The following is a 24,322-nucleotide window of genomic DNA, read 5'->3' as shown; positions in this document are numbered from 1 at the left end:
TGGTCGGCCCCGGCTCCTGGGTGATCCTGCTCTTGCTCTGGGGTCAGCCCAGGTCTGGGGTCAGCGCTCCGCCGTTGCCGTTGTGTCCGTTGCGCTTGCCGCCCTGCGGTGGCATCGGCACCGTGCGAGTCTCCTGCACCCGGATCTCGGCCCGGAAGCGGTGTGCCGCAGGGTGCCACATCTCCTCGAACGGGCCCATGACCTCGCCCCCGATGCCCCGACGACGGACCCGGGTGGCGAGCCACCAGAGGGTGCCCAGGACTGCCGCCACGCTGCCCGCGAACACCAGAAAGATCAGGGCCTCATCCACAGCCCGAGCCTAGCCCCGGGCGCCAGGTCCGGGCCGCCGCCCCGCACCAGCTGCTGCCCACACCGTCCGCCTGGCCCGGTTGGGCGAACCGCAGTGCCCCATGATCGCGCAACATCCTGGTTGTAGTGGTGTCCCGCATCGGTGAGGCCACTAGATCCTGGTTCGAGCGTGACCATGGCGGGCTCAAGACCGATGAATGGCCCCCGTGGTGGTGGGAACGCAGAAAAGGCCACCCCAATGGGGTGGCCTTTTCTGAAAGATTGTCCGGCGGCGTCCTACTCTCCCACACCCTCACGAGTGCAGTACCATCGGCGCTGGAGGGCTTAGCTTCCGGGTTCGGAATGTAACCGGGCGTTTCCCCTCCGCCATGACCGCCGTAACTCTATGAACATATCAAACAACCCCGGCACACAAACACGGGTGTTCGCTTGTTCAGAGTTGCACAGTGGACGCGTAGCAGCTTAGTAGTCAAGTCCTCGGCCTATTAGTACCGGTCAACTGAACCCGTTACCGGGCTTACATTTCCGGCCTATCAACCCAGTCGTCTAGCTGGGGGCCTTACCCCACCAAGGTGGGTGGGATACCTCATCTTGAAGCAGGCTTCCCGCTTAGATGCTTTCAGCGGTTATCCCTTCCGAACGTAGCTAACCAGCCGTGCCCTTGGCAGGACAACTGGCACACCAGAGGTTCGTCCGTCCCGGTCCTCTCGTACTAGGGACAGCCCTTCTCAAGTATCCTACGCGCACGGCGGATAGGGACCGAACTGTCTCACGACGTTCTAAACCCAGCTCGCGTACCGCTTTAATGGGCGAACAGCCCAACCCTTGGGACCTGCTACAGCCCCAGGATGCGACGAGCCGACATCGAGGTGCCAAACCATCCCGTCGATATGGACTCTTGGGGAAGATCAGCCTGTTATCCCCGGGGTACCTTTTATCCGTTGAGCGACACCGCTTCCACTCGCAAGTGCCGGATCACTAGTCCCGACTTTCGTCCCTGCTCGACCTGTCAGTCTCACAGTCAAGCTCCCTTGTGTACTTGCACTCAACACCTGATTGCCAACCAGGCTGAGGGAACCTTTGGGCGCCTCCGTTACCTTTTAGGAGGCAACCGCCCCAGTTAAACTACCCACCAGACACTGTCCCTGAACCGGATAACGGTCCGAAGTTAGATACCCAAATCAACCAGAGTGGTATTTCAAGATTGCCTCCACCCATACTGGCGTATGGACTTCACCGGCTCCCACCTATCCTACACAAGCTAATTCGAGTACCAATGTCAAGCTATAGTAAAGGTCCCGGGGTCTTTCCGTCCTGCCGCGCGTAACGAGCATCTTTACTCGTACTGCAATTTCGCCGGGCCTGTGGTTGAGACAGTGGGGAAGTCGTTACGCCATTCGTGCAGGTCGGAACTTACCCGACAAGGAATTTCGCTACCTTAGGATGGTTATAGTTACCACCGCCGTTTACTGGCGCTTAAGTTCTCCGCTTCGCCCCGAAGAGCTAACAGGTCCCCTTAACGTTCCAGCACCGGGCAGGCGTCAGTCCATATACATCGAATTACTTCTTCGCATGGACCTGTGTTTTTAGTAAACAGTCGCTTCCCCCTGCTCTCTGCGGCCATACAACGCTCCACCCGCGCGGGGCTTCACGTCTCCGGCCCCCCTTCTCCCTAAGTTACGGGGGCAATTTGCCGAGTTCCTTAACCACAGTTCGCCCGATCGCCTCGGTATTCTCTACCTGACCACCTGTGTCGGTTTGGGGTACGGGCCGCTAAGAACTCGCTAGAGGCTTTTCTCGGCAGCATAGGATCACTGACTTCACCTGAATCGGCTCGGCATCACGTCTCAGCCCTAGTGTGTTGCGGATTTGCCTACAACACGGCCTACACGCTTACCCCGGCACAACCACCGGCCGGGCTCAGCTACCTTCCTGCGTCACCCCATCGCTTGACTACTACCCATCAGGTTCCCACGCTCCCTCAACTCAGTCCGAAGACCTCACCAAGTTCGGATGGTTAGCACAACGAGGTTCATCAGGGACGCTCTTTCGCGGGTACGGGAATATCAACCCGTTGTCCATCGACTACGCCTCTCGGCCTCGCCTTAGGTCCCGACTCACCCAGGGCGGATTAGCCTGGCCCTGGAACCCTTGGTCATCCGGCGGAAGGGTTTCTCACCCTTCTTTCGCTACTCATGCCTGCATTCTCACTCGTGCCGCGTCCACAACTGGGTCACCCCGCTGCTTCACTCGCGGCACGACGCTCCCCTACCCATCCACACACCTGCACAAGGAATCAAGTCCAAGCGAGGATAAAATGTGAATGCCACAGCTTCGGCGGTGTGCTTGAGCCCCGCTACATTGTCGGCGCGGAACCACTTGACCAGTGAGCTATTACGCACTCTTTAAAGGGTGGCTGCTTCTAAGCCAACCTCCTGGTTGTCTATGCGACCCCACATCCTTTTCCACTTAGCACACGCTTAGGGGCCTTAGCTGGTGATCTGGGCTGTTTCCCTCTCGACTACGAAGCTTATCCCCCGCAGTCTCACTGCCGCGCTCTCACTTACCGGCATTCGGAGTTTGGCTGATTTCGGTAAGCTTGTGGGCCCCCTAGACCATCCAGTGCTCTACCTCCGGCAAGAAACACGCGACGCTGCACCTAAATGCATTTCGGGGAGAACCAGCTATCACGGAGTTTGATTGGCCTTTCACCCCTAACCACAGGTCATCCCCCAATTTTTCAACATTGGTGGGTTCGGCCCTCCACGCGGTCTTACCCGCGCTTCAGCCTGCCCATGGCTAGATCACTCCGCTTCGGGTCTAGGACACGCGACTGAATCGCCCTATTCAGACTCGCTTTCGCTACGGCTCCCCCACACGGGTTAACCTCGCCACATGCCACTAACTCGCAGGCTCATTCTTCAAAAGGCACGCCGTCACCCCGCAAGGCTCCGACGGATTGTAGGCGAACGGTTTCAGGTACTATTTCACTCCCCTCCCGGGGTACTTTTCACCATTCCCTCACGGTACTTGTCCGCTATCGGTCACCAGGAAGTATTTAGGCTTACCAGGTGGTCCTGGCAGATTCACGGCAGATTTCAGGGGTCCGCCGCTACTCGGGAACACCCACAGAAGGTCAGCAACTTTCACCTACCGGACTCTCACCGTCTACGGTCAGCCATTCCAGACTGTTCGACTAGCCACTGACTTTGTAACTCCTCGAGTGCATGTCAGTACACTCAGCGGGGTCCCACAACCCCGACCACGCAACCCCTGACAGGTATCACACGCAGCCGGTTTAGCCTCGATCCGCTTTCGCTCGCCACTACTCACGGAATCACTAAATTGTTTTCTCTTCCTACGGGTACTGAGATGTTTCACTTCCCCGCGTTCCCTCCACACACCCTATGTGTTCAGGTGTGGGTGACACCACATGACTGGTGCCAGGTTTCCCCATTCGGACACCCTGGGATCACAGCTTGGTTGACAGCTCCCCCAGGCCTATCGCGGCCTCCCACGTCCTTCATCGGCTCCTGGTGCCAAGGCATTCGCCGTTCGCCCTTGACAACTTGACCACAAAGATGCTCGCGTCCACTGTGCAATTCTCAACAAACGACCAACCCACAACCCGATCCGCCCCACACCAAACCCAACAACAGTCAGCGGTATGTGAGGCCAGGCCATGCCTGGCAGACTGCCAGCCCCCACACAGGAGGCCGGCCACGTCTCTGAAACAACAACCACACGGGTTGTTCCTTCAGGACCCAACAGGGTGCCTACATCTCCCCCCAGCCGCACCAGAAGCAACCATTCCCACCATCCCCGAAGGGTGGCTGTACTAGGCGCCGCCGGCCGTTGCCAGGGCAAAACTTGCCAGTGTCTCCGCCATCTGAGCACCCCGACCCAACATTCGTAGGCCGCGGGCTCCTTGCACCCTTTCAGGTGAAGGTGCTCCTTAGAAAGGAGGTGATCCAGCCGCACCTTCCGGTACGGCTACCTTGTTACGACTTCGTCCCAATCGCCAGCCCCACCTTCGACGGCTCCCTCCACAAGGGTTGGGCCACCGGCTTCGGGTGTTGCCGACTTTCGTGACGTGACGGGCGGTGTGTACAAGGCCCGGGAACGTATTCACCGCAGCGTTGCTGATCTGCGATTACTAGCGACTCCGACTTCACGGGGTCGAGTTGCAGACCCCGATCCGAACTGAGACCGGCTTTTTGGGATTCGCTCCACCTCGCGGTATCGCAGCCCATTGTACCGGCCATTGTAGCATGCGTGAAGCCCTGGACATAAGGGGCATGATGACTTGACGTCATCCCCACCTTCCTCCGAGTTGACCCCGGCAGTCTTCGATGAGTCCCCGCCATAACGCGCTGGCAACATCGAACGAGGGTTGCGCTCGTTGCGGGACTTAACCCAACATCTCACGACACGAGCTGACGACAGCCATGCACCACCTGTGACCGCCCCCGAAGGACCTCACATCTCTGCGAGTTTTGCGGCCATGTCAAACCCAGGTAAGGTTCTTCGCGTTGCATCGAATTAATCCGCATGCTCCGCCGCTTGTGCGGGCCCCCGTCAATTCCTTTGAGTTTTAGCCTTGCGGCCGTACTCCCCAGGCGGGGCGCTTAATGCGTTAGCTGCGGCACAGGGAACCGGAGAGGCCCCCCACACCTAGCGCCCAACGTTTACAGCGTGGACTACCAGGGTATCTAATCCTGTTCGCTCCCCACGCTTTCGCTCCTCAGCGTCAGTATCGGCCCAGAGACCCGCCTTCGCCACCGGTGTTCCTCCTGATATCTGCGCATTTCACCGCTACACCAGGAATTCCAGTCTCCCCTACCGAACTCTAGCCTGCCCGTATCGACCGCAGGCTTGGGGTTGAGCCCCAAGTTTTCACGGTCGACGCGACAAGCCGCCTACGAGCTCTTTACGCCCAATAAATCCGGACAACGCTCGCACCCTACGTCTTACCGCGGCTGCTGGCACGTAGTTGGCCGGTGCTTCTTCTGCAGGTACCGTCACTCTCGCTTCGTCCCTGCTGAAAGAGGTTTACAACCCGAAGGCCGTCATCCCTCACGCGGCGTCGCTGCATCAGGCTTCCGCCCATTGTGCAATATTCCCCACTGCTGCCTCCCGTAGGAGTCTGGGCCGTGTCTCAGTCCCAGTGTGGCCGGTCGCCCTCTCAGGCCGGCTACCCGTCGTCGCCTTGGTAGGCCATCACCCCACCAACAAGCTGATAGGCCGCGAGCCCATCCCAAGCCGAAAAACTTTCCACCACCAGCCATGCGGCCAGCAGTCCTATTCGGTATTAGCCCCCGTTTCCGAGGGTTATCCCAAAGCTTGGGGCAGGTTGCTCACGTGTTACTCACCCGTTCGCCGCTCGAGTACCCCGAAGGGCCTTTCCGCTCGACTTGCATGTGTTAAGCACGCCGCCAGCGTTCGTCCTGAGCCAGGATCAAACTCTCCAACAAAAAATTAGTTGAACAGCTATCCCGGCAACAAACAAATGTTGCCAAAGGAATCCCAACCAGCCAGCAAAAACTGACCAGTCCGGGGTATAAATCATAATTGGCACTGGCTTTACAAGCACCCTGTTGAGTTCTCAAAGAACAACCACACACCGACCAGAAGCCCCACCCAAGTGGAACCCCAACCGGGGTTTTCCGTACCGCGCCCCCGCCGCTCTCGCGCCGGGCACTTTTACTACGTTACCTCACCGTCTTCGCCGTGTCAAACCGTGTGTCCCGGTCTGTCATGCTTCGTACGGATCAGCGCCGGCGCACTCACGCAGCAGCGAACCGCTGCGTCAGGTCGTCGGATTCAGCAGACCGGCCGCTGCGGTTTCCCGCAGTCTCGCCCGGTTCCCTGCCGGTCGTGAACCTTACCCGGTCGGCTTCGCCGCACCAAATCCGCCTCGCGGCCGATCCGGCGAGCCCCGCCCGGACCGTGTCTCGCAGGAGCGAACCCCTGGTTGACCCGGTTGCCATCCCGTTTCGGTGCTCTAGGACCTTCGTCCCGTTTGCCCCGTTCCGCGCTGGCAGAAAGAAAGTTACGCGTCTGCGGGTTTGATCGTCAAATCCACGGGTAGCGGCGCGCGTCACATTCGCTCGTCCGCACGGTTTTCGCAGGTCAGAAGCGTTCGGGAAGCAGCGGGGACTTGGCGACCATCAGCAGTGCGGGCGCCGACCGGCCTGATCCGTAGGAGCGGCGGGGCTCAGGAGGGCTGCCGCCGCCGGGTGGCGAGCCACGCCCGGACGCCGAGGACGCCAGCTGTGGTGCCGATCGCCAGGGACGCGGCGATCAACAGCGCGTGCACCCACAGAAAGCTTGTGGCCGCACCCTCGGCCACCGTGCCGGACGCCCAGGACCGCGGGTCCTGCCAGATGGCCACCGCGAACCTGGGCCAGATCACCCAGGTCCAGACGCCGACTCCGACCAGGAAGAGACTCCACCCTCGCGACAGCACCATGGCAGCCGAGTATGCCAGCGCACCTGCTCACCGGGCTCGCGCCGGCCACCGCAACAGCGAAACCGGCGGCGACGCGAACGCCGGGCGAACCGCCAGACTTCGGCAGGAGTGCTGCCGCGTAGAGCGCAGGCTGTTTCCGGCGTGAGCGTGCTGGGCACTGCGAAGGAGGACAGCTGAGGACCGTCCCCCCGGAGGTGCCCCATGCAACCCTCGATCTTCAACCCCTGGGCCTGGCGTGACCCGTCCGCCCTGGCGGGCGGTTACACGCAGGCCACACCGTCGGTCACCCCGGCGGACGACCAGGAGGGTGGCCACGACGGCCCGGACGCGCCCGGCCCGGACGCGCCCGGCCCGGGCACGCCCGTCGACCTGGTGGGCTATCAGGTGCAGGCGAGCGACGGGCGCATCGGCACCATCGACGAGACGAGCGACGAGGCGGACGCCGGACACCTGGTGGTGGACACCGGGCCCTGGATCTTCGGCCAGAAGGTGCTACTGCCGGCCGGAACTGTGGAACGGGTGGATCACCAGGAACGCGTCGTGCACGTCGACCGGACCCGCCAGGAGATCAAGGACGCGCCACCGTTCGACCCGGACTCGGCCGACCAGGAATATCGGGAACGTGTCGGCACCTACTACGCCGACAGCTACCTGTCCCCGCCGGCAACTGACCGCAGGTAATGTGAGGCCGTGGTCCGAACGGGCAACTGCGCATCCGAGGCGGTCGACCTTGTCGACGGCCGTTTCCTCGGTGCCGCGCCCGAGATCCCGCCCAGCTCCGGCGACGGCCGTGAGCAACTTCTGAACGTGCTCCGTGCCGGTGGTCTGCGGTTTCGCGCCGGCGCGCGATGGCGGGCGACTCGCTGAGTCGATCCCGCTGACCGAGCAGGGCTGAGCCAGCCCTGCTCGGCGCGCGCCCACGCGTGACCCACCTTCGGATAACGAGAGGCACCACCATGTCCGTCGCACGAATGCTCACCGGCGACCGGCCCACCGGCCGCCTGCACCTCGGCCACTACGTCGGCAGCATTGCCAACCGGGTGCGGCTGCACCGGAACTACGAGAGCTTCTTCATCATCGCCGACCTGCACATGCTCACCACCCGCAACCGCCGGGAGGACATCGACCAGGTCTCCGGCAACGCCCGGGAGATGGTGACCGACATCCTCGCCGCCGGCGTCGACCCGGACCGGGCCACGTTCTACCTCCAGTCGGCCATCCCCGAGGTCGGTGACCTCAACACCCTCCTGCAGAACCTGGTGACCGTTCCCCGGCTGGAACGGGTGCCGTCGCTCAAGGACATGGCCCGCGACGCCGGCAAGGAGGAGATGCCGTACGGGCTGTTGGGTTATCCGGTGCTCCAGGCCGCGGACATCCTCTGCGTCAAGGGGGAGGTGGTCCCGGTCGGCCGGGACAACGCCGCGCACGTCGAGGTCACCAGGGAGATCGCCCGACGGTTCAACCACCTGTACGGTCCGGTCTTCCCGGTGCCCGAGTTGATCCCGGCGGACACACCGAGCCTGGTGGGGACCGACGGCGCCGCCAAGATGAGCAAGAGCCGGGGCAACTCGATCGCGCTCTCCGACGACGCGGCGACGGTGCGTCGCAAGGTGCTCGGCATGTACACCGATCCGAATCGGGTGCGGGCCGACGTGCCGGGCACCGTGGAGGGCAACCCGGTGTTCGCGTACCACGACGTCTTCAATCCGGACCGCGACGAGGTGGCCGACCTGGCAGGGCGGTACCGGGCCGGGCGGGTGGGTGACGTCGAGGTCAAGGAGCGGCTGATCGTCGCGCTGGAGGGGTTCCTGGCGCCGATCCGGCAGCGCCGGGCCGAGATCGAGGCCGACCGGGGTCTGGTCGACCGACTGATCGTCGAGGGTACGGAACGGACCCGCCAGGAGGTTCGCCAGACGGTGCTCGAGGTACGCCGGGCGATGGGGCTGACCGGCGCGTACCAGCAGGTGCGCCGGCGGGCTGAGCGGAGCCGGCGCCGAACGGACGCCTCGACCTGAGGCCGGGGCGTCCGGTCGGCGACGTGACGTCGGGTCCGCTGCGACACCTTCGGGGTCTCAGCGGATCCGGACGTCAGCCAGGTCCAGGGTGATCGGCGTCCAGGAGAGGTCCGGGGTGCGGTCCTCCTGGCGGATGTGGATCCGGCGTCGAGTCGGCACGACCAGCCCGTCGACCTCGGTCGCTCCGCTCACGTAGTGCGCGACCGGGGAGGAGCCGTTGACCACCGGCTGGTAGTCCATGCGCCGCAGCAGCCCGCTGTCGTCGAAGTAGTACAGCTGGGTGTCGGTGTGGGTGTGCACGCTCTCGGGGAACGTGACGCGCAGTACGCGCCACGACTCGCCGTCCTCCGTCCACGGCTCGATCTCGTGCGCCTCGACGCCTGGCCAGGTGAACAGGAACGGCTCGACGAGGTAGTGCCAGGTGGCGTAGCCACGGAAGTAGGCCGCCTGGGCGAGCGTCCACTGGCTCTCCTGGGTGTAGCCGGCGAAGCTGGCCCGGGGGTTCGTCAACTCGTCGATCAGGCTGCCGTCGGCCGCGCTGACGGTGACCCGGTCGGTGTCGCTGTCGTACTCGGTGACCTGGCCGGTGCCCTCCTGGACGTGGCGGATCCGTTCCCGGTGCAGGTCGGCCTCGACCAGTGCGGTGCTGTCGAAGTCGGGCCGGCCCTTGAACGCCCAGAACGGGCCGCCGTAGGTGAGCCGGGTGGTGAGGGTCGACGCGGTGTTCCAGCGATCGAGGCCGCCGTGGCGCTCGATCACCTTGGCGAGCAGTGCATCCATTGCTTACTCCTAAGTTAGGACTAGATGGTGTTACGTTAGCACTGCTCAGTGGACGCCGACTACGATGGAGATGTGACTCAGCGGACTTACCAGGACGCCTGCGGCGCGGCGCGCACGATGGACATCGTCGGCGAGCGCTGGGCGCTGTTGATCGTCCGAGAGCTGGTGTTCGGCCCGAAGCGTTTCGGCGATCTGCGGGCCGGCCTGCCGAAGGCCAGCCAGAACGTGCTCAGCCAGCGACTGCGGGAGTTGGAGCAGTCCGGCATCGTCCGACGGGTGCAGCTCGGGCCGCCGGCCAGCGTGCATGCGTACGAGCTGACCGAACGCGGTCAGCAACTGGAGCCGACACTGATCGAGCTGTCACGGTGGGGCGCCGGCCTGCCCGCGGAGCCGGACGTCGAGATGAGCACTGACGCGTTCATGCTGTTGCTGAAGGCCCTCTATCGGCCACCGACCGACGCGCCGGTGACCGCCCGGCTCCGGTTGCAGGTGGGCTCCGACGCCTTCGAGGTGGGGGTGTCTTCGAGTGGGATCAGCGTGGTCCGTGGCCGGTCGGGCCCTGTCGACGTCACGGTCACCGGCACGGTCAGAGCGCTGCGCGAGCTGATGTTCGGCGGCACACCGCTGCGGTCGGCGGTCTCGACGGGCGAGATCGAGGTGCACGGCGACACCGCGGCGGCCGAGCGGTTCTTCCTGCTCTTCGGAGCAAGGTCGGGCGAGTGGACCGGATGAACCACCGACCGATATAGCGCAGAATGCGAGGGTGAGGAGGATTCTCGACATTCGTCCGGTGCCGGCGGGGGTGACGCACCGGACCACGATGTTCGAGATCTTCTTCGACCTGGTCTTCGTCTTCGCGCTCACCCGGGTCATCACGTTCATGGCAGGCTCGCCGAGCGCGCTCACCCTGGCCCAGGGGCTCCTCCTCCTACTCCTGCTGCTGTACTCCTGGTCGCCGTACATCTGGGTGGGAAACCTGGTCCGGCCGGACGTCGGCCCGGTCCGCGCGGTCACCCTTGTCGCGATGGCGGCGATCTTCGTGGCCGCGCTGGTGCTCCCGGACGCGTGGCAGCAGAGCCCGGAGCTGTTCGACGCGCCGCTGACTCTCGCCCTGGCCTACGTGGTCGGCCGGGCCGTGCAGCTCGTGATCCTGTTCTGGGCGAGCGCGACGAACCCGCCGCTGCGCTCGACGCTGCGGTTCTTCACAGTGCCGGTGGTGCTGGGCTGGGTCCCGCTGATCATCGGTGCCCTGCTCGGCGGTGCGGCCCAGACGGCGCTCTGGACTGTCGCTTTTCTGCTGAACATCGGCGGTGCCCGGATCGCGTCCACCTTCCGGCCGTGGCAACTGCGCAGCGTGGACCACTTCAGCGAGCGGTTCGGCCTGGTGCTCATCATCGCGTTGGGTGAGTCCCTGATCTCTGCCGGCGCGGGCCCACGGGCGATGGCACCGGTCGGCCCCGCTCTACTGGCCGCACTGCTCGGCCTCACCAGCACGATCTGCCTGTGGTGGCTCTACTTCGATCGGCTGGCGTCCGCCGCCCGGGAGGCGGTCGGCAACGTGCCGGGTGATCGACGGGCCCGCGTTGCCGGCGACGCGTACGGCCTCGGGCACTCCACGCTGATCATCGGCGTCATCTACGTCGCGCTCGGCATCGAGGAGGTGATCACGCAGCTCACCGGGGAGTCGGCGCATTCCGGCCGGCTGGGGTGGGAGGCCGCGACCGCGCTCTACGGCGGCACCGCCCTCTACCTGCTCAGCAGGTTGGTCTTCCGGCGGCTGACCGTTCGGGCGGTTCACCCGGCGCAGGTCGTCGCCGCGCTGCTGCCGCTGCCCCTGCTGCCGATCGGCCGATCCCTGTCACCGCTGGCGGCGCTCACAGTGCTGACCGCCTTCCTGATCGGGGTGACCTGGTTCGAGCGACGGATGGACCGACGGGACGAACGACGCGACTCAGCACTCCCGGGCGTTCCCTGAGCCCTCTGGTGCGGCCCGGCCAAAAGATCTGCCGCGCCGTGTCGATATCCCCGGCCCGCGTTCGTCGTCATGCTGTACGGCGACACGCCGCACCGAGAGGAGCCGAAACGTGAAGTACATGCTGCTGTTCATGAGCCCCATGGTCGACGGGGAGGTCGTCGACAACGGGTGCAGCTTCGAGGACTGGATCCGCTACGACCGGGAGATGAAGGACGCCGGGGTCTGGGTCTCCGGGCATCCCTTGCAGGACCTGACCACCTGCACCACGGTGCAGGTCGGCCCGGACGGCGAGCGCACGATCACCGACGGGCCGTTCGCCGAGACCCGCGAGCTGCTCGGCGGGTACGACGTCATCGACGTGCCGGACCTCGACGCCGCGCTGGACTGGGCGGCCCGCAGCCCCGGGGCCATCGGCACCGGATCGGTCCAGGTCCGTCCGATCTTCGAGATCGACGTGCAGGCCTGACCATGCCGGGTGAGGAGGCAGCCGTCGGGTCGTCGGTGGAGGCCGTGTTCCGGGAGGAACGCGGCCGACTGCTCGCCTCGCTGGTGCGCCGCTTCGGCGACCTCGACCTGGCCGAGGAGGTCGCCTCGGAGGCCATCGAGGCGGCGCTGACGCACTGGCCGACCGACGGCGTCCCGAGCCGGCCGGGCGCCTGGCTGCTCACCACGGCCCGGCGTCGAGCGGTGGACCGGCTGCGTCGGGACCGGGTGCTGGCGACGCGGCTCGCCGTACTCCGGGCGGAGGCCGAGCGGGCCGACCACGCGCCGCCCGCCGACGCGGACCGCGATCTGCCCGACGACCGGCTGGCGCTCTTCTTCACCTGTGCGCACCCGGCCCTGGCCGCGGCGGATCGCGGCGCGCTCACCCTGCGGTTCCTGGCCGGCCTCACCACGGTCGAGGTCGCGCGGGCCTTCCTGGTGCCGCCCGCCACCATGGCCCAGCGACTCGTCCGGGCCAAGCGGAAGATCCGCGACGCACGCATCCCGTTCCGGGTGCCCGGGCCCGACGAGCTGCCCGGTCGTCTGCCCACTGTGCTCCAGGCCGTCTACTCGGTCTTCACCGAGGGGTACGCGGCCAGCTCCGGCCCGGACCTGCAACGGATCGACCTGGCCGAGGAGGCCATCCGGCTGGGCCGGATCCTGCGGCGGCTGCTGCCCGCCGAGCGGGAGGTCGCCGGGCTGCTCGGTCTGATGCTGCTGGTCCACGCCCGACGGGACGCGCGTACCGGGCCGGACGGCGCCATGGTCCTCCTCGACGACCAGGACCGCGGACGCTGGGACCGTCAGATGATCGAGGAGGGGCGCGGCCTGGTGGTGGTCGCCCTGACCGGCCGAGCGCCCGGCCCGTACGGCGTGCAGGCCGCCATCGCCGCGCTGCACGACGAGGCCGCGGACGTGGCCAGCACCGACTGGCCGCAGGTGGTGGCGCTCTACGACGTGCTGTTCGACCTGGTGCCCTCGCCGATCGTCGCGTTGAACCGGGCCGCCGCGGTGGCCATGCGGGACGGGCCGGCGGCGGGGCTCGCGCTGCTCGACGAGTTGGCCGACGAGCCGCGGCTGCGCGGTCACCACCCCTATCCGGCGGCGCGGGCCGAGTTGCTGCGCCGGCTCGGCCGGTACGACGAGGCCGCGGCCGCGTACCGCAGCGCGTTGACGCTGGTCGGCACCGAACCGGAGCGCGCGTACCTGCTCAGACAGCTGAAAGCCGTCACGACGGAGTGAGCTGTACCCTTCCCGGGTGAGTCTGCCTCTGCCTCCCGGGCCGTTCGCCGCGTACCTGTTCGACTGCGACGGCACCATCGTCGACTCGATGCCGCTGCACTACCTGGCCTGGCAGCGGGCCCTTGAAGAGTGGGGCTGCGAGTTCCCGGAGGACCTCTTCTACGCCTGGGGTGGGCGACCCACCGCCGACATCATCGTCGCCCTGAACGAGCAGCAGGGTCTGGCCATGCCGGTGGCTGCCGTCGTCGAGCGCCGGGAGAGCTACTACCAGGAGTTGCTGCCGCAACTCGCCGCCGTGCCCGAGGTGCTGGCGCACATCCACGACGCGCACCGGCGGGTCCCGTTCGCCGTCGTCTCCGGCAGCACCCGCGCGTCGGTCACCGCCTCTCTGGAGGCGCTCGGCCTGCTGGACCGGTTCGACGTGCTGGTCTGCGCCGACGACTACACCCGGGCGAAGCCCGACCCGGAGGCGTTCCTGCTCGCGGCGGAGCAGCTCGGCGTACCCCCGGAGTCCTGCCTGGTCTTCGAGGACACCGACCTGGGCATCCAGGCCGCGACGGCGGCCGGCATGGCTTCGGTACGCGTGCCGCAACAGCGCACGCCCTGACGTCTCAGGCCACAGTCAGCAGGAGCTTTCCGGCGAAGGACGTCTGTAGGCGCTGGTGGGCATCCCGCACCTTGCCCAGCGGGAACTTCTCCGCGACGTGCACCACGAACGGTCCCGCCTCGATGAGTTCGTTGAGGCGCTGCAACTGTCGAGGGCTCGATTCGCCGTCGTACGCGCGGACCTTGACGCCCGGCCGTTCCTGCGGCTCCGGCTGCACCCCGTGGGCGAACGCGACCACCCCGCCGTCGGCCAGCGCCTCGGTGAGCCGGTCCAGTGTCGCGCCGCCGGCCATGGCCAGGATGGCGTTCACCCCGCCCGGCGCCGCGTCCCGGATCCGGGCCAGCACGTCGGTCATGTCGCCGTGGCCGTCGAGGGACACGTCGGCCCCGAGCCGGGTCACCAGCGCGACGCCGTCCGTCCCGGACGCCACGGCGATCACGTTCAGCCCCTGCCGCTTCGCCAACTGCACGGCCAGGTGGCCCTGACCGCCGCTCGCACCGAAGATCAACAGCCAGTCGCCGGCCGACAGGCTGAGCGCGTCGAGCCCGGCCAGCGCGGTCAGCGCGTCGGTGGGCATGGCACCGGCGTGCTCCGGCGGCACACCGTCGGGCACCTTCGCCGCGTACTCCGCCTTGACCGACGCGTACTCGGCGTAGAAGCCGCCCTTCGGGCGCGTGGTGGCGGAGACGTAGACCAGGTCACCCACTCCCACGTTCGTCACAGTGCTGCCGGCCGCGATGACGGTTCCGGCGCCGTCGGAGCCGGGCACGATCGGGAGCGCGGAGCCCTCCGGCACCAGCACACCCTCGCGCTCGTACGCGTCCCACACCCCGACGCCGGCGCTCCAGACCTTGATCAGCACCTCGTCGTCGGCGACCTGCGGGATCGGCAACTTCCGCAGGGTGATCACCTCCGGCCCGCCGAACTCGTCCAAGGCCGCGGCCTGCATCCGCTCTGGCACATCCCCGTCAACCATGTGGATTCCCTCTCCGTGCCGGCGTCACCGTCGCAGCATGCCGGCTCGGGACCAGGCGTGGCCCGGAGCTGAGTGTCGTTCACCCACAAGGACGAACGCCCGCGCTCGGCGGGCCCCGCCGGGCGTAGCCGGGGCGCGCACGGGAATGTCCGCAATACCGCCCCCCGCGATCAGGACGTCTGCGGCTCCGGTCCGCGAAGCGCCTGCTCGACGGCGTCGCGTACCCGGGCATCCTCGCGCGCCTTGCGCTGCGCCCGGTTGCGGCGGCGGTAGAGGTACGCCCCGACGAGTACGGCGATCAGCACGACGAGCGCCAGCACCAGCGTCCAGGGCAGGGCCCAACCGTGTGCGGTGACCTGGACCGGCTTGAGCGGGGTGGTGGAACCCGAGGCGTCGGTGAGCAGCGGTGTCACTGTCGCGGTAGCGGCCAGCGAGATGGCGGGAGCCACCCCGTGGACGGGCACCGTCACGTTCCAGCTCTCACCCGGCAGCAGCTCCGGCGGCGCGGCGACATCCTCGGCCCGTACCCGCAGTAGGCCGAACGGGCCCGAGACGGTCACCGCCTGCTTACCGGACAGGGCCGCGTTGCCGACGTTGTGGACCTGGTAGGTGATGGTGGCGTCACCCTTGCTGAACGGGTTGGTCGGTCCGGCGTACGTGACGTGGAGGTTCTCGATCGCGAGGTTCGGCCTCAGTTCGCCACCCACCCGCAACTTGATCCGGATGCCGAGGCGCCGGTCGACGTTGATCCCCTCAGCCTGGTCGGCCTGGGTGAGCGTGGTGAGGATGCCACCGACGTAGTCACCGGGCGTGGCGTTCTCCGGAACGCTGACCTTGAAGGGCACCTGGGCGGTCTTTCCAGGCTGGATGACGACGCTGCCGGCGTTCGGCTTCACCCAGGCGCCGACCGCGATGGACTTCGTGTCCCTGGTGAGCAGGTCGAGCTGGCCGGCGTCGGTGGTGAAGCCGTCGGCCGCGTACACGGAGAGGGTCAGCGGCGCCGGGCCGCGGTTGGCCACGACCATGGCGTCCTCGACGGCGCCACCCGGGTTGACGTTGTAGCTGTAGCTGGACCGGGCCTCGCCGTAGCCGTTGGAGGCAGTCCGGACCGTCCAGGCGACGTTACCGTCCGCCGCCACTGCGGGACCGGCACCGACACCGACGGCCGCGACGACGGCGAGCAGGGACAGTGCGGTCGTACGGAGGCGTGCGGCGGTCGTGGTCTTCCAGCGAGTTACGGACGGTTGCATCTCAAGTCCTTGTGGTGATCTTGGTAGTGGGTGAACCGGTGGCGGGGTAGGCCCCGAAGGTGCCTACCCCGCCGAATGGAACAGTCCGGTCAGCTGCTCAGTGCGGTGATCGTGAGGGTGGTGCGGTAGCTGCCCTTCGCGATGCTGTCCGGGATCTTCAGGTCCAGGTCAGCACCGAGCTTGGCGCCGCCACGCGGGTGACCCTGCGCGGCCGCGGCGAGCCCGCTGGAGACCGAGAGGCCCTTGCCCTGGTCGTCGAAGGACGACAGGACTGGAGCACCGGCCTCGGCGCCCGCGCCGGCGTCGAGCACGTACGGGTTCCAACCGAGGTAGGAGCCGGAGAACTTCTTGTCGGCGTCCTGGAACTCGCCGACGTTGGCCGAGATCGACCACGGGGCGAGCGAGCGACGGCTGTCCGACACGAGGATCGGGTTGATCTTGCCGTTGGCCTGGAAGTAGGTGCCGTCGCGCTCCTGCGCGGTACCCAGGTCGACCAGACCGTTGTAGCCGTCGATCGTCCACCCGAACTCGCCCGGAGCCGGGTTCGGCACGTTGACCTGGATGGCCTGGCCGTCACCGTTGTACGGGTGCACTGTCACCTTGTCGGTGATCGAGCCGACCGGCTGACCGTCCGGGGTGTTGACGCAGGAGAGGCCCTTCTCGACAGCCGCGTTCGGCGCCGCGCAGGTGCCACTGCGAACGTTGGCCAGGACCAGCTTGTCACCGCGCACCTGCACCTTGACGTAGCTGCGCACGTGCTCCTGGTTCTGCGACGAGTTGTACCAGTACTTGTTCGGGTCCAGCGGGTCCGGGCCGTTGCCACGGATGCCGGTGCCGGTGGTGTCCGGCTTCTTGATGTCGTAGTACTTCGAGCCGGAGGCCGAGTTGGCAGTCACGTAGATGACGCCGCCCGGGCCGGGGAACACCTCGGCAGCACCCGGCTGCTCGGCCGGGTTCTCCTTCTGACCGTTCTTGATCGAGTAGCTACGGGAGTAGCTGTGGTCGTGGCCCTGAAGGACCATGTCGACGCCGAGGTTGGAGAACGCGGTGGTGAAGTCTTCCCGCCGCTGCTTGTTGTCGGTGTCGGTCGCGTGGCTGGCCGGCGAGTAGATGGAGTGGTGGTAGACCAGCACCTTCCACTTGGCCTCGGAGCCGTGCTTGTTGATGACGTCGGTGACGTACGCGACGTGCGCCGCGTCGCCGCCGGCGGAGCCGTCCGCCGGGTTGGCGTAGCTGTTGCTGTTCAGGTCGATGAACAGCACATCCTTGTGGATGAACCAGTAGTCACCGCCGGACCGGGTCGCCTGGTCCCCGTTGTAGTACGCAGACGAGCGGTCGGTGTTCGGGGTGAAGTGGTGCTGCTCGTAGGACTTGCCGCCGACGTCGTGGTTGCCGATGGTGGCGACGAGCGGGATCTGACGCAGCTGGTCGGGGGCCAGGAACGAGGTCCACTGACCCTCGTCGTTGGCGCTCTCGACGTGGTCGCCGGCGGACACCAGCAGCTCGGCGTTCGGGTTGGCCGCGGTGGCCACCTTCAGGGTGTCCTCCCAGCCGGCCTGGTCCTTCAGCCGGTCACCGGAGGAGCCGATCTGCGGGTCGCCGAAGAACAGGAAGTCGTAGTCGCCCTCGAAGTCCTGGGTCTTGAAGGCGTACGCCGGGGACCAGCTGCCCTCGGCGCCGACCCGGTACGAGTACGCCGTGTTCTCCCGCAGGTTGCTGATCGTGGCGTGCCGGTTGAAGCCGGTGGTGGAGGTGTTCGCCGCACCGACGGCGTCGAAGCTGAGGGCGCCGGCCGGGAACTCGCCGTTGACGATCTCGGCGGTCGGGGCGAGCTGGATCTTCTGCGCGGTGTCGGCCGAGGAGTACCAGCTCACGATGCGCTGGGTCTCGTTGGCGCCGACGCCGAGGACCACACCGGTGATCGTGGTGGACTCGGCCGCGCTCGCGGTGGCCATCAGGCCACTACCGAGAGCCGCGCCCATTCCGAGGAAACCGGCTGCGACCCCGGCGACCAGGCGCCGCCGCACGAGCGCGGAGGCCCGTGTCGAGGTGCTCAATGTCATCGACATTGTTCCCTTTTCAAATAGAGAAATGGATTGTGCCTTCACCCGACGCTGGGGAAGCAATTCCACGCTTTCGCCGCCCGATGAACCAACCGTGAACGTGATCTTGCGAAAGACTGCACTTCACGAACTACTTAGCCCTACTCATGATCCAGAAACGCGCTGCACAAACCAGATCAACCCCATAATGGACACGGCTGCGGAAACGGCTCCCGTCGCCCAGAGGCCGGCTTTCGGCGCACGACGGCGCAGCACGAACAGCAGCGGGAAGACGACAGCGATAATCGTCAACTGGACGACCTCGATGCCGACGTTGAACACCAGCAGCGACCACAGCAGGGTCCACGACCACGCCTCGTCGATACCCAGCGCGCCCGCGAAGCCAAGGCCGTGCACGAGGCCGAAGCAGAACACCACGCCGAGGCGGATCCAGCCGGCCCGATCCAGGCTGAAGTGACCGCGCCCGGCCGTCTCCAGGTCGGCCGCGTGTTCACCACGTCGCCAGATCCCCCACAGGTGCCAGCCGGCGACGACGGCGATCGACAACGCGATGATCGGCTCAACGATCACCCCCGGAACCTCGACCAGGCCGAGCGCGGCCAGCATGAACGTCACCGAGTGCGCCAGGGTGAAACTGGTGGCCGCGAGCACGATCTCCCGGAGCCGCCGCGACCCGGCGATGAGCGCCAGCAGGAACAGGATGTGGTCGACCCCGGTCAGCAGGTGCTCGGCGCCCAGGAGGAAGAACTCGCCGAACCGCTCGTACCAGGCCTGCGCGGTCGAGAAGGACGGGTTGGCGGCGTCCAGCGCCGCGCTGCCGGAACGGCCGTCGATCTCGTAGGTGACGATCGTCTTCGTGCCCTTGACGTAGCCCTCGTCATCCGGGAAGAGGCCGCTGCGCACCACGTGCTCGTCGACAGGCTCGGGGCAGGTCCAGTCGAGGAGCAGGTTCGCGTACGGCACGCCCTCGCGCTCCCCGATCGTCGCGTCACCCACCTGCGTCGGCCGGCAGGCCGCACCCCGGGAACTCACCGAGAACCGGTCGGAGACGTATCCGAGGACCGCCGACGCGTGACCCTTCAGGGCGGCGGCCTGGGCGGCGCTGTCGCCCGCCTCGAACGCGGCGGTTCCCACCTGGAAGAGCGGGTCGTCGTCGCCGGCATCCGCGGCGGACACCACGAGGAGGTCGTATTCGAGCTCCACCCCGGTCCGAATGTGACCCTCATCTCCCGCTGCAATTTTCGCGTACACAGTCGACGAGAAGCCGTGCGCGGACGCCGGTTCGGTGCTCAGAAACGGAACCACTGCCGCTGCGAAACCGACAGCGGCGACGAAAACGGTACGGCGGATCCGGCCTGACATTCGACTCCCTCGGTTGGCCAGTGCACGTTGCATGTCGTGGGTGAACACCAACCCGCGTACCGACGAACCGCCGGAAAACAAAGTCCCCGAACGGCGGCCCACCGATTACCGGTGACCGGAATTGAGATAGGAATACGAAGAAGTACGCGCACTTTCCGCCACCACCCGGAGGACGATCACCTTGCGCCCCCCGCTTCGGGCCGTTGTCATGCTGGCCGCGACCGCCGCGCTGGTCACCGCCTGCAACTCCAGCGACGACTGGTCCGAGCCCCGTCCGGCGCCCAGCGCCATCGGCACTCTCGGCCCGGGGTTCGTCGACCCCTCCACGAAGCCCGCGCCGGAGGCGACCATCACCCCGCAACCCGGCTCGTGGGCCGGCGTCCACCCGCCGAAGGACTACCGCGTCGTCCTGCTGACCAGCGGTACGGACAACCCGACCAAGGCCCTGGTGACGGCGGTGAAGGAATGGGCCGACGACGAGGATGTCGACCTCAGGACGATCGCCGTCGGCAGTGCGCACGACACCGTTCCCAGCATCGCCAAGGCGATGGAGATGGGCCCGGACCTCATCGTCAGCGCAGGCAACGACCTCATCGACGGGCTCGCGCTGGTCACCCCGAACCACCTGGACGAGAAGTTCCTCGTGGTCGGCGCGGAACTGGCCGAGCCCACCCACAACGTCACAGCTGTCGACTGGGAAGGCGCGTCGTTCCGTGGCGAAGGGCTGGGGATGTCCTCGACGTACGACCCGAACTCGTTCACCGCGGACCGCTGCGCGGCGGCCATCCGGGCGGGCGTGGCCGCCGTCCTCAACGACCTGACCGGGCTCGTGGTCTGGCTCTGACACCGGAGGGCTGGGCTCCCGCGCGGGTACCCCGGTCGCCGCATCCGTTCGGCTGATTTTCGGGCCGGAAAGACGAGCTGCGTGGATTGGTCCTGCGTGCGATCCTTTGCCGGTTGATCATGATCGGGACCGGTAGTGGGGGCAGGGTTTGGGTACCGCTTCGCGCATTCACCGACGGATGGTGTCGCTGGGCGTCGCCGTGACGCTCGTCTGCGGCGCGGCGGTGGGGCTCACCTCCGCCACCGCCATCGCGGCGGCGAGCGCACCGACCGATCTCAAGACCGCCGGTAATCCCTGCGCCAGCGCCGCCCCTGGGCCGTACCTGAACCCGGCGGACTTCGGCAGCGCCGAGGCCGTCTCGCTACAGGGCACCCACAGCGGTACCCCCCGGAGCGGACGGCAGGCGGACTTCCAGGTGTGGGACGTCACCGACCCGGCACGACCGCAGCAGTGGCTCATCGAGATGGGCGAGGAGAGCAACACCGTCTACGTCCAACTCGAGGACAGCTCGCGGCAACTCGACGGCGTCACGTACGCCTGGCGGGTGCGGGTCCTCGACGGCGCGGACGCGTCGCCGTGGAGCAACACGTGCCACTTCACTGTCGATCGCAGCGGAGGCCCGGCACCAACAGTCACCTCGACCGATTACCCCGTCAGCAGTTGGGGCGGCACTGGCGCGATCGGTGTCCCCGGCACGTTCACCCTGACCCCGGCCTCCGCCGACACCGTCAGCTACCTCTACGAGTTCCACTCGAGCGAACTACCTGACGAGTACCAGGAATCCAGTGTGGATGCTGTCGGACTCGGGGGGCCGGCGGTCGTCACGTTCACGCCCAAGGCTGCCACTTCCCACTCAGTGACGGTCTATGCCGTCGACCGCGCGGGAAACAGGTCCGAGCGGACGACTCACCCGTTCTACGTCAAGGAGACCCGACCGGAGGTCTTCTCCGCCGCCTACCCGGCCTACCTGCCGAACCAGGACTACAACGTCGGCGTACCGGGCGCGTTCGATTTTCGGGCCACGGTTGCCGGCACGGCGTCCTTCGCGTGGCGGATCGACGAGGGCGGACCGTCCGGCGCCGTGCCGGCGGACGCCAGCGGGAAGGCGACGGCGATGATCGCCCCGACCCGCGGCGGCCAGCAGACCCTGTACGTCCACAGCGTCACCCAGGACGGCACCGCGCACGCCCCTCGCGCCTACACGTTCGCGGTTGACGACGCCCCGGTCCTCACCGGTGACACCCGGGGGGAGGTGACGATCGGCTCCTCGCTCACCATCCACCTCGCCCCGCGCGCGCCGCAGGTGGTGGAGTACCTGTACTGGCCGGAATACCCGCGCGGTGACCAGCGGCCGGTGGTGACGACCACGGTGCCAGCCCGCCCGGACGGCAGCGCCGACCTCGTCTGGACCGCCACCGAGACCCGCGTCGACGGCCTGTGGATCCAGAGCCGGAGCGCGGACGGCACCCTGTCCACCCCTCGCTGGCTGCGAGTCTCGGTCGACGATGCGGCACCGACCGTGACCCGCACCGGCAGCACCGCGGCCGGCACCTCGTCCACCTTCACCGCGCACAGCTCGATGGCCGACATCGTCGACTACGTGGCGACGCTGAACAGCGACGACAGCACGAAACAGGTTCTCCGTCCGGCGGCCAACGGCAAGGTCACCTTCAGCTTCAAGACGATGGTGATCGGCCACAACTACGTGAACGTCGTTGCCCGTAACGCCGCCGGCGTGCAGACGGAGAGGGGCGCCCAGGTCTGGACGACGACGGACGAGCCGCAGGTCAGCTCCGTCGAGTTCCCGGAGAACGGCAGCGGCCGACTGGCCACCGGCACGTTCACCTTCAGCTCGTACCTGCCCGACACCGTGGGCTACCACTACTCGATGAACAGCGGGTCGTACGTGACCGTCCCGGCCCGCGCCGACGGCACCGCGCAGGTGACCTGGACGCCGACGGCCGAGGGCGCCCACCGTCTCAGGGTTTTCCGGATCAAAGCCGACACCCATTGGTCCCGGACGTTCAAGGACCACCTGTTCGCGGTCGCCAACGCTGTCACCACTGTCGCATCCGTCGCTCCGGGCACCGTGCCGTCCGGCGACCTGAGAACGATCACCATTGACGGCACCCAACTGCACCAGGACGACAAGGTCGAGGTGACCCCCTACCGCACGGTGCCGATCCGGGCCTGGGTGAAGACGGTCTCGGCGGACCGCAGGACGCTCACCGTCGAGGTGGATCTCAGCCACGCACTGCTCGGTCCGGCCACCCTGACCCTGCACCCGTACGGAACGCTCAAGCCGGTGGTCCTGGCCAACGCGTTCACGATCGGCCCACCCCCAGCACTGCAGTCGGTCAAGCCGCCCACCATCAGCGGGACGGTGGCGGCCGGTGGCACCGCCACGGTGGACCCGGGCGAATGGACGCCCAGCGCGGAGGGCTACTGGTACCAGTGGTCGGCGAACGGTGTCGATATCTGGAACGCGAACGACTCGACGTTCACGATCCCTGTGGCGCTGGTCGGGCAGCGGCTGACGGTAGCGGTCACGGCCAGCCGGGACCGCTACACCTCGACCACTGTCACCTCGGCCGCCGTCGCGGTCGGCAGGACGATCGGGCTCCCGCACCCGCCGACATTGGACCCGGACGCGAGGTGGTCGAAAACGCGTCGTCCCCCGACCTGACCGGAACGAACGCGACCCGGCCGGCCCTCGCGCTCAGCGCGGGGCCGGCCCTTTGTCCTCGAACTCGTACGTGGTGGTCAGGCCCTCGGGCAGGTCGGGGACCAGGGCGTTGGTGCCGTCCACCACCTGGACGTAGCGCTTGCCCTGGAAGATCGAGTAGCTGCCGTCGGGAACCTGATCGATCCGGAAGAGCTGCGTCGAGGCGGCCGGGTCACACGGCCGGCCGCGTACGCTGCCCGGCGCGGCGTCGTGCACGACTGTCATGCAGATCGTGTCGGCACCGGACGCCCGGAGGATCCGGTACCTGTCGCCCTCGGGGCGCAGCACCCACAGCGCCCGATCGTCGATGCCCTGTTCGGTGGTGGCCCGCACCTGGTCGCCGTCGCTGTCGATGGCCAACGTCGCTCCGCGCATGCCGGGCAGCACGATCTGGACCTGCCGCCGGCCGGCGAGGATCTCCTGCGGTCCCGCCGAGGCGGTCGCGGACGGGGTCACGGACGGCGCGACCTGGGTGGCCGGGCCGACACCCGGCGTCTCGACGTCGTTCCGCGCTTGCAAGACGGTGGTGCCAGCGGCGATGGCCAGCACGGCCAACCCCGTGGCGCCGACGGCCGCCCGACGCCGCCGACGCCTGTCACTGCGGTGCCGCAACGTCTGTGCCCCCGGCAGCGTGGCGACTCGCCGGACCTCGTCCACGATCGCGGTGAGATCGTCGCGCGGATCAGCCATGGGAGCTCTCCTCCTGGTGCGCATCGGTCAGCAACCCGGCCATCGCTCTGCGACCTCGGGCGAGGTACGTCTTCACCGTTCCGACGGGCGCCTGCATCTCGGCTGCCACCTCCGCGACGCTGAGATCGTTGAGATGGTGCAGAACGACGGCCCGCCGCTCGTTGGCGCTCAGCCGTTGCAGCGCCTGCAACAGCGCGACGTGGTCCTCGTTCAGCCCGGGCACGCCCTGGTCGACCGCGGCCCGGCGGTGCGCGCGTACGCGGTTGAACGCCTTGCGCCAGCTGCTCACCGCGATCCGGGAGGCCACCCGGCGGACCCACGCCTCCGGACTGTCCGTCTCCCGCACCGTCGCCCACCGCTGCCAGGCCCGCATGAACGCCTCGGCGACGGCGTCCTCCGCCTCGGCGCGGTTGCCGGTGAGCGCGTACACGTGACCCACGACCCGACCCGCGCAGGCCGCGTAGAGAGCGTCGAACTCTTCGGCGTCACGCATCCGACCGGTGCCCTCCCCTGCCTCGTCCCCTGGTCA

At 67.1% G+C, this 24,322-nt stretch carries 18 protein-coding genes and 3 rRNA genes; 9 read left to right on the top strand and 12 right to left on the bottom strand.

Annotation, left to right across the window (positions count from 1 at the left end):
• Window positions 1-43: 43 nt before the first annotated feature.
• The 5 genes from OH804_RS29095 to OH804_RS29075 form a co-directional block, all read right to left on the bottom strand.
• Window positions 44-310: a hypothetical protein gene (locus OH804_RS29095; protein ID WP_406060763.1), complete on the bottom strand. Its 267-nt coding sequence runs from the start codon at window positions 308-310 to the stop codon at window positions 44-46.
• Between the two features lie 262 nt (window positions 311-572).
• A 5S ribosomal RNA gene (gene rrf / locus OH804_RS29090) occupies window positions 573-689 on the bottom strand.
• Between the two features lie 85 nt (window positions 690-774).
• A 23S ribosomal RNA gene (locus OH804_RS29085) occupies window positions 775-3,884 on the bottom strand.
• A 384-nt stretch (window positions 3,885-4,268) separates the two neighbouring features.
• A 16S ribosomal RNA gene (locus OH804_RS29080) occupies window positions 4,269-5,783 on the bottom strand.
• The 16S, 23S and 5S rRNA genes sit together here, the layout of an rRNA operon.
• Before the next feature lie 743 nt (window positions 5,784-6,526).
• Window positions 6,527-6,781 carry an SCO4848 family membrane protein gene (locus OH804_RS29075; RefSeq protein ID WP_406060761.1) on the bottom strand — a complete coding sequence of 85 codons (255 nt, stop codon included), beginning with the start codon at window positions 6,779-6,781 and terminating at the stop codon, window positions 6,527-6,529.
• Window positions 6,782-6,982: 201 nt separating this feature from the next.
• Between OH804_RS29075 and OH804_RS29070 the strand changes: the two genes are divergently transcribed.
• Both OH804_RS29070 and trpS read left to right on the top strand, forming a co-directional pair.
• Entirely contained in the window at window positions 6,983-7,462 is a 480-nt protein-coding gene (locus OH804_RS29070) for a PRC-barrel domain-containing protein (RefSeq protein WP_406060759.1), read from the top strand.
• A gap of 275 nt (window positions 7,463-7,737) precedes the next feature.
• Window positions 7,738-8,796, top strand: a complete 1,059-nt coding sequence (trpS, locus tag OH804_RS29065; protein ID WP_406060757.1) for a tryptophan--tRNA ligase — start codon at window positions 7,738-7,740, stop codon at window positions 8,794-8,796.
• 57 nt (window positions 8,797-8,853) lie between these two features.
• Here trpS and OH804_RS29060 read toward each other — a convergent pair whose 3' ends face one another.
• The gene (locus tag OH804_RS29060) at window positions 8,854-9,576 is read right to left on the bottom strand and encodes a hypothetical protein (RefSeq protein WP_406060755.1); all 723 of its coding nucleotides are present in this window, start codon (window positions 9,574-9,576) and stop codon (window positions 8,854-8,856) included.
• Between the two features lie 72 nt (window positions 9,577-9,648).
• On the opposite strand from OH804_RS29060, the gene OH804_RS29055 reads away from it, so the two are divergent.
• The 5 genes from OH804_RS29055 (at window position 9,649) to OH804_RS29035 (ending at window position 13,883) form a co-directional block, all read left to right on the top strand.
• The gene (locus tag OH804_RS29055) at window positions 9,649-10,308 is read left to right on the top strand and encodes a winged helix-turn-helix transcriptional regulator (RefSeq protein ID WP_406060753.1); all 660 of its coding nucleotides are present in this window, start codon (window positions 9,649-9,651) and stop codon (window positions 10,306-10,308) included.
• 31 nt (window positions 10,309-10,339) lie between these two features.
• Window positions 10,340-11,551 carry a low temperature requirement protein A gene (locus OH804_RS29050; protein ID WP_406060751.1) on the top strand — a complete coding sequence of 404 codons (1,212 nt, stop codon included), beginning with the start codon at window positions 10,340-10,342 and terminating at the stop codon, window positions 11,549-11,551.
• 118 nt (window positions 11,552-11,669) lie between these two features.
• Entirely contained in the window at window positions 11,670-12,017 is a 348-nt protein-coding gene (locus tag OH804_RS29045; RefSeq protein WP_196924694.1) for a YciI family protein, read from the top strand.
• A gap of 2 nt (window positions 12,018-12,019) precedes the next feature.
• Complete coding sequence (locus OH804_RS29040; RefSeq protein WP_406060749.1) at window positions 12,020-13,276, top strand: RNA polymerase sigma factor; 1,257 nt, start codon at window positions 12,020-12,022, stop codon at window positions 13,274-13,276.
• Between the two features lie 16 nt (window positions 13,277-13,292).
• A complete protein-coding gene (locus OH804_RS29035) occupies window positions 13,293-13,883 on the top strand; it encodes an HAD family phosphatase (RefSeq protein ID WP_112585927.1) in 591 nt (196 codons plus the stop codon).
• Between the two features lie 4 nt (window positions 13,884-13,887).
• On the opposite strand, the gene OH804_RS29030 is transcribed toward OH804_RS29035, so the two are convergent.
• From OH804_RS29030 to OH804_RS29015, 4 genes are all read right to left on the bottom strand, one after another.
• Window positions 13,888-14,859, bottom strand: a complete 972-nt coding sequence (locus OH804_RS29030) for an NADP-dependent oxidoreductase (protein WP_406060747.1) — start codon at window positions 14,857-14,859, stop codon at window positions 13,888-13,890.
• A gap of 170 nt (window positions 14,860-15,029) precedes the next feature.
• The gene (locus OH804_RS29025; protein WP_196920222.1) at window positions 15,030-16,109 is read right to left on the bottom strand and encodes a WxL protein peptidoglycan domain-containing protein; all 1,080 of its coding nucleotides are present in this window, start codon (window positions 16,107-16,109) and stop codon (window positions 15,030-15,032) included.
• Between the two features lie 89 nt (window positions 16,110-16,198).
• Window positions 16,199-18,172 carry a fibronectin type III domain-containing protein gene (locus OH804_RS29020; RefSeq protein ID WP_406060744.1) on the bottom strand — a complete coding sequence of 658 codons (1,974 nt, stop codon included), beginning with the start codon at window positions 18,170-18,172 and terminating at the stop codon, window positions 16,199-16,201.
• A gap of 144 nt (window positions 18,173-18,316) precedes the next feature.
• Complete coding sequence (locus OH804_RS29015; protein WP_307788545.1) at window positions 18,317-19,375, bottom strand: HupE/UreJ family protein; 1,059 nt, start codon at window positions 19,373-19,375, stop codon at window positions 18,317-18,319.
• Window positions 19,376-19,715: 340 nt separating this feature from the next.
• Here OH804_RS29015 and OH804_RS29010 point away from each other — a divergent pair, with 340 nt between their 5' ends.
• A complete protein-coding gene (locus OH804_RS29010; protein WP_196920225.1) occupies window positions 19,716-20,378 on the top strand; it encodes a hypothetical protein in 663 nt (220 codons plus the stop codon).
• Window positions 20,379-20,556: 178 nt separating this feature from the next.
• Complete coding sequence (locus OH804_RS29005) at window positions 20,557-23,064, top strand: hypothetical protein (RefSeq protein WP_196920226.1); 2,508 nt, start codon at window positions 20,557-20,559, stop codon at window positions 23,062-23,064.
• A 33-nt stretch (window positions 23,065-23,097) separates the two neighbouring features.
• Here OH804_RS29005 and OH804_RS29000 read toward each other — a convergent pair whose 3' ends face one another.
• Both OH804_RS29000 and OH804_RS28995 read right to left on the bottom strand, forming a co-directional pair.
• A complete protein-coding gene (locus tag OH804_RS29000; protein ID WP_196920227.1) occupies window positions 23,098-23,793 on the bottom strand; it encodes an RICIN domain-containing protein in 696 nt (231 codons plus the stop codon).
• Window positions 23,786-24,286: a sigma-70 family RNA polymerase sigma factor gene (locus OH804_RS28995; RefSeq protein WP_196920228.1), complete on the bottom strand. Its 501-nt coding sequence runs from the start codon at window positions 24,284-24,286 to the stop codon at window positions 23,786-23,788. Before OH804_RS28995 ends, OH804_RS29000 begins: the two co-directional genes overlap by 8 nt.
• Between the last annotated feature and the right edge of the window lie 36 nt (window positions 24,287-24,322).

The sequence above is a fragment of the Micromonospora sp. NBC_00860 genome, assembly GCF_045207375.1.
Lineage (GTDB): Bacteria > Actinomycetota > Actinomycetes > Mycobacteriales > Micromonosporaceae > Micromonospora > Micromonospora vinacea.
The sequence above is the reverse complement of the archived record's forward strand: the minus strand, read 5'-3'. Positions and strand labels throughout refer to the sequence as shown.

Coding starts and splice junctions, on each gene's coding strand:
- OH804_RS29075 (WP_406060761.1), bottom strand. CDS start 6,781: ATGGTGCTGTCGCGAGGGTGGAGTCTCTTCCTGGTCGGAGTCGGCGTC.
- OH804_RS29045 (WP_196924694.1), top strand. CDS start 11,670: ATGCTGCTGTTCATGAGCCCCATGGTCGACGGGGAGGTCGTCGACAAC.
- OH804_RS29040 (WP_406060749.1), top strand. CDS start 12,020: ATGCCGGGTGAGGAGGCAGCCGTCGGGTCGTCGGTGGAGGCCGTGTTC.
- OH804_RS29060 (WP_406060755.1), bottom strand. CDS start 9,576: ATGGATGCACTGCTCGCCAAGGTGATCGAGCGCCACGGCGGCCTCGAT.
- OH804_RS29025 (WP_196920222.1), bottom strand. CDS start 16,109: ATGCAACCGTCCGTAACTCGCTGGAAGACCACGACCGCCGCACGCCTC.
- trpS (WP_406060757.1), top strand. CDS start 7,738: ATGTCCGTCGCACGAATGCTCACCGGCGACCGGCCCACCGGCCGCCTG.
- OH804_RS29000 (WP_196920227.1), bottom strand. CDS start 23,793: ATGGCTGATCCGCGCGACGATCTCACCGCGATCGTGGACGAGGTCCGG.
- OH804_RS29005 (WP_196920226.1), top strand. CDS start 20,557: ATGGTGTCGCTGGGCGTCGCCGTGACGCTCGTCTGCGGCGCGGCGGTG.
- OH804_RS29030 (WP_406060747.1), bottom strand. CDS start 14,859: ATGGTTGACGGGGATGTGCCAGAGCGGATGCAGGCCGCGGCCTTGGAC.
- OH804_RS29020 (WP_406060744.1), bottom strand. CDS start 18,172: ATGACATTGAGCACCTCGACACGGGCCTCCGCGCTCGTGCGGCGGCGC.
- OH804_RS29070 (WP_406060759.1), top strand. CDS start 6,983: ATGCAACCCTCGATCTTCAACCCCTGGGCCTGGCGTGACCCGTCCGCC.
- OH804_RS28995 (WP_196920228.1), bottom strand. CDS start 24,286: ATGCGTGACGCCGAAGAGTTCGACGCTCTCTACGCGGCCTGCGCGGGT.